The organism is Polaribacter marinus, assembly GCF_022662535.1.
Taxonomy (GTDB): Bacteria; Bacteroidota; Bacteroidia; order Flavobacteriales; family Flavobacteriaceae; genus Polaribacter; species Polaribacter marinus.
On sequence record NZ_JAKQYM010000030.1, the window covers coordinates 1 to 5,716 of the forward strand.

At 33.4% G+C, this 5,716-nt stretch carries 1 protein-coding gene; it reads left to right on the top strand.

Going from position 1 to position 5,716, the window contains the following annotated elements:
- The coding region (locus tag MC378_RS15025) for a tandem-95 repeat protein (protein WP_242179630.1) at nucleotides 1-5,716 on the top strand (5,716 nt) is incomplete at both ends.

The following is a 5,716-nucleotide window of genomic DNA, read 5'->3' on the forward strand; positions in this document are numbered from 1 at the left end:
GATGGAAATCCATTAACTGTAACACAAATTTCAGTAGATGGAAACACCTATAGTGCAGGAGATACGGCAACTTTAACAGAAGGAACATTAGTGGTAAATTCAGACGGAAGTTATGTCTTTACTCCAGTATTAAACTTTAATGGAAATGTACCTCAAGTTACTTATACTGCTTCAGATGGTACAAATACTTCTAATTCAACTTTAAATATTTCAGTAGCTCCAGTTAATGATGCTCCAATCTTAACGGCAGATTTTGGTTCAACTAATGAAGATGTTCCTTTAACTGTTACAGCATCAAATGGTGTTTTAAAGAATGATTCAGATGTAGAAAATAGTACGTTAACAGTAACTCAATTTACTTTTGGAGGAACAAATTATAATGCAGGAGTTACGGGGTCGGCAACAGAAGGAACATTAAAAATAAATCCAGATGGTAGCTACATCTTTACTCCAGCATTAAATTATAGTGGATTAGTTCCTCAGGTAATTTATACAGCTACAGATGGTACAGCGACAGCTACAAGCACCTTAGACATTACGGTTAATCCTATAAATGATTCACCAGTTGCAAACCCTGATTCTAACTCAACCAATGAAGACGTTGCATTAAATGTAACTGCAGCCAATGGATTACTAAAAAATGATACAGATCCAGAAAATAATTCACTATCTGTAATTCAATTTACAGCTGGAGGAATAAATTATAATGCAGGAGAAATAGCAACAATAACAGAAGGAACTATTAAAATTAATTCTGATGGTAGTTACAATTTTACACCAGCATTAAACTATAAAGGAGTTGTTCCTATTATTGATTATACAATTTCTGATGGAACAAATACAGCAAGTAGCACATTAACACTTTCTGTAAATACAGTTAATGACGCACCAGTTGCGGTTGATGATACAAATTCAGTAAATGAAGATACTGTACTTACAGTTAATGTAGCAAATGGTATTTTAAATAATGATTCTGATGTTGACGGAGATGTTATAAATGTTACTGGCTTTGTAGTTCAAGGATCTTCATATTTAGCAGGAGAAATAGCGAGTTTAATAGAAGGAACATTACAAATAGAATCAGATGGAAGTTATGTCTTTACACCAGCAAATAACTTTAACGGAGTAGTTCCACAGGTAACTTACACTATTACAGATGGAATTTTAACAGCATCAGCTAATTTAGATATTACAGTTAATTCAATTAACGATTCACCAGTTGCAGTTCCAGATACCAACGCAACAAATGAAGATGTTACATTAAACGTAATAGCAGCAAATGGATTATTATTAAATGATTCTGATCCAGAGAATAATGCTTTATCGGTAACTCAATTTACAATTAATGGAACCGTTTATATTGCAGGAACCTCGGCAACCTTAACAGAAGGAATTCTTAAAGTATATGCAGATGGTAGTTATGATTTTACACCTGCAACAAATTTCTTCGGTCAAGTAACTTTGGTAAATTATACAATTTCTGATGGAATAAATACAGCAAACAGTACATTAAAAATTACTGTTAATCCAGTAAATGATGCACCAACGTTAGTTGCAGATACCAATGTAACAAATGAAGACATAACATTAACAGTTACTGCTGCAAATGGAGTTTTAAAGAATGATACAGATATAGAAAATGAAGTTTTAACAATAACTCAATTTACTATTTTAGGTATAGATTACCCTGTAAACACAACAGCAAGTATTGTTAATGGATCTTTACAAATAAATACCAATGGAGATTATGTATTTACACCAGCTACAAATTTTAACGGAACATATCCTCAGGTTACTTATACTGCAACAGACGGAACAGATACAGCAACGAGTACTTTAGACATTACAGTAAATCCAATAAATGATACACCAACATTAATTGCAGATACAAATACAACTGCAGAAGATACGGTATTAAATGTAAACGCTGTAAACGGAGTATTAAGTAATGACTCTGATTTAGATGGAAATACAATAACTGTTTCTAAATTTACAGTTGCAGGAACTACTATAACTATAGACCCAATAACAGGAGGAACTAGAGTAATTCCAAATATTGGAACAATTAAAATGTATACCGATGGTAGTTATGATTTTACTCCTGTAACTAATTATAACGGAATTGTTCCTACAATAACATATACCGCTACAGATGGAGTAAATACAGCAAATAGTACATTAAAAATTACTGTTACACCTGTAAATGATAATCCAGTTGCAACAGATGATACTTCATCAACAGATCCAAATGTACCTGTTAATATTCCAGTATTAACCAATGATAATGATTTAGATGGTGATGTTTTATCTATAAGTACAATTACTGTTGCACCAACAAAAGGAACGGCTGTAATTAATGATAATGGTACACCAGCAGATACTTCAGATGATGTTGTAATCTACTCACCACAAGCAGGTTTTAATAACGGAACAGATACTTTTACATATGAAATTTCTGATGGAAATGGAGGAACAGATACAGCAGTTGTTGTAATTACAGTACCTCAATCTTCATTCTCACCAATTGCTAATCCAGATACCAATTCAACAAATGAAGAAGTAACTTTAATTGTTGCAGATAGTGATGTAAAAAGTTTAATTAAAAATGATACAGATGCAAACTTAGACCCTGTAACTATTACAACATTTGTTGCTGCTGGGGTTACTTATAATGCAGGACAAACTGCAAATTTAACAGAAGGAGATTTAACAATAAATGCTGGAGGGGGTTATACATTTGTGCCTACAACAGATTATAATGGTTCTGTGCCTCAAATTACTTATACAATAACTGATGGATCTGGAACACCAAACGCAAGCAGTACATTAGATATTACTGTAATCCCAGTAAATGATAAACCAATAGCAAATCCAGATAGTAAAAATACACTTGAAGATACTATACTAACTGTAAGTTCTGCTAATGGATTATTAAATAATGATTCTGATATTGATGGTGATGTATTATCTGTAAAAGAATTTAAAATAGGGGTTACTACATATACAGCAGGAACAACGGTTAATTTAACAGAAGGTTCTTTAACCATAAATTCTGATGGTAGTTATACATTTGAACCTACAACAGATTTTAATGGCTCTATACCTCAAGTTGTTTATACAATTACAGATGGTACGGAAGAAGATTCAAGTACGCTAGATATTTCTGTAACATCTGTAAATGATGCACCAGTAGCAGTAAATGATTTAGGAAACAATACTCTAGAAGACAATCAGATTGTAGTAAATACAATTGGAGGAAATGATACAGATGATGGAACCGTAGTACCATCTACAATTGTATTAATAGATCCATCAAATCCAGCAAACACAGGAAATTCATTAACTCCACTAGTAATTGTTGGTGTTGGAAAATACGAAATAGATGCCTTAGGAAATGTAACGTTTACACCAGAAGATAATTATAATGGTTCTGCAAGTATTAATTATATAATTCAAGATAACGATGGTTTAATCTCATCTAATCAAGGTGTAATCGAAATTACAGTAGCTCCTGTAAATGATGTTCCTGCTGTTATTTCAGAAACAAATAATACAGATGAGGATACTCAATTAATAGTAACTGCTATAAACGGATTGTTAAATAATGATTCTGATAATGATGGGGACCCTTTAACAATTTCAACAATAGAAATTGAAGGAACAATATATAATTCAGGAACTACTGTTAGTATTTCTGAAGGAACAATAAAAATAAATTCAGACGGAAGTTATGTGTTTATTCCGAAAGCAAATTACAATGGTACAGTACCACAAATAACTTATAATGTTTCAGATGGAACCACAACAATTCCAGGAACTTTAGATATTACAGTAAACCCAATTAATGATGCACCAGTAGCAGTAAATGATTTAGGAAATAACACTCTAGAAGACAATCAGATTGTAGTAAATACGATTGGAGGAAATGATACAGATGATGGAACCGTAGTACCATCTACAATTGTATTAATAGACCCATCAAATCCAGCAAACACAGGAAACTCAACAACGCCACTTGTTATTGTTGGAATAGGAAAATATGAAATAGATGCACTAGGAAACGTAACATTTACTCCAGAAGATAATTATAACGGACCAGCAAGTATCAATTATACAATTCAAGATAATGATGGTTTAGTTTCTGCGAATCAAGGAATCATAGGAATCACCGTAACAGCAGTAAATGATGCTCCTGTAGCACAATCAGATTCAAATACTTTATTAGAAGACACAGCTTTAAGTGTGAATGCTTCGAATGGATTATTAAACAATGACACAGATACAGAGAACAACCCATTAACTGTAAGTCAGTTTAGTGTAGGAGGAACAACTTATCCATCAGGAAGTAGTGTTGTTTTAGCAGAAGGGACTTTACAAATAAATTCAGATGGAAGTTATACTTTTAGTCCAACATTAAATTACAACGGACCAATTCCGCAAGTAACTTATACAATAAGTGACGGGACCAACACCGCGAATTCGACATTAGATTTAAGTGTAACTCCAGTTAACGATGTACCTGTCGCAGTACTAGATACAAATACAACAAATGAAGACACCGCTTTAATTGTTTCTTCAGCAAATGGTATTTTATCAAATGATTCGGATATCGAGAATGATGTATTATCAGTAACAGGCTTATTGATCAACGGGAACTCAGAAAATGTAGAAAGCTTAATCACTTTAGCAGAAGGAACCTTACAAATAGAATCAGACGGAAGTTATGAGTTTACACCAGCGTCTAATTTTAATGGAAGTGTGCCAGAAGTAACGTATACAATAAGTGATGGAACGGATACAGCTATAAGCACATTAAATATTGCGGTAACAGCAGTAAATGATGCTCCTGTAGCACAATCAGATTCAAATACTTTATTAGAAGACACAGCTTTAAGTGTGAATGCTTCGAATGGATTATTAAACAATGACACAGATACAGAGAACAACCCATTAACGGTAAGTCAGTTTAGTGTTGGAGGAACAAATTATCCATCAGGAAGCAGTGTTATTTTAGCAGAAGGAACTTTACAAATAAATTCAGATGGAAGTTATACTTTTAGTCCAACATTAAATTACAACGGACCAATCCCACAGGTAACTTATACAATAAGTGACGGGACCAACACAGCGAATTCGACATTAGACTTAAGTGTAACTCCAGTTAACGATGCACCAGTTGCTGTATTAGATACAAATACTACAAATGAAGACACAGCTCTAACTGTTTCGTCTGCAGCAGGTGTTTTATCAAATGATTCGGATATCGAGAATGATGCCTTATCTGTAACAAGCTTGTTAATCAACGGGAACTCAGAAAATGTAGGAAGCTTAATCACTTTAGCAGAAGGAACCTTGCAAATAGAATCAGACGGAAGTTATGAGTTTACACCAGCGTCTAATTTTAATGGAAGTGTGCCAGAAGTAACTTATACAATAAGTGATGGATCAGCTACGGCAAGTAGTACATTAAATATCACTGTAACAGCAGTAAATGATGCACCATTAGCACAAGCAGATTCAAACACATTATTAGAGGATGCACCCTTAAGTGTCAATGCAACCAATGGATTATTGAATAATGATACAGATACAGAGAACAACCCATTAACGGTAAGTCAGTTTAGTGTTGGAGGAACAAATTATCCATCAGGAAGCAGTGTTATTTTAGCAGAAGGAACTTTACAAATAAATTCAGATGGAAGTTATACGTTTAATC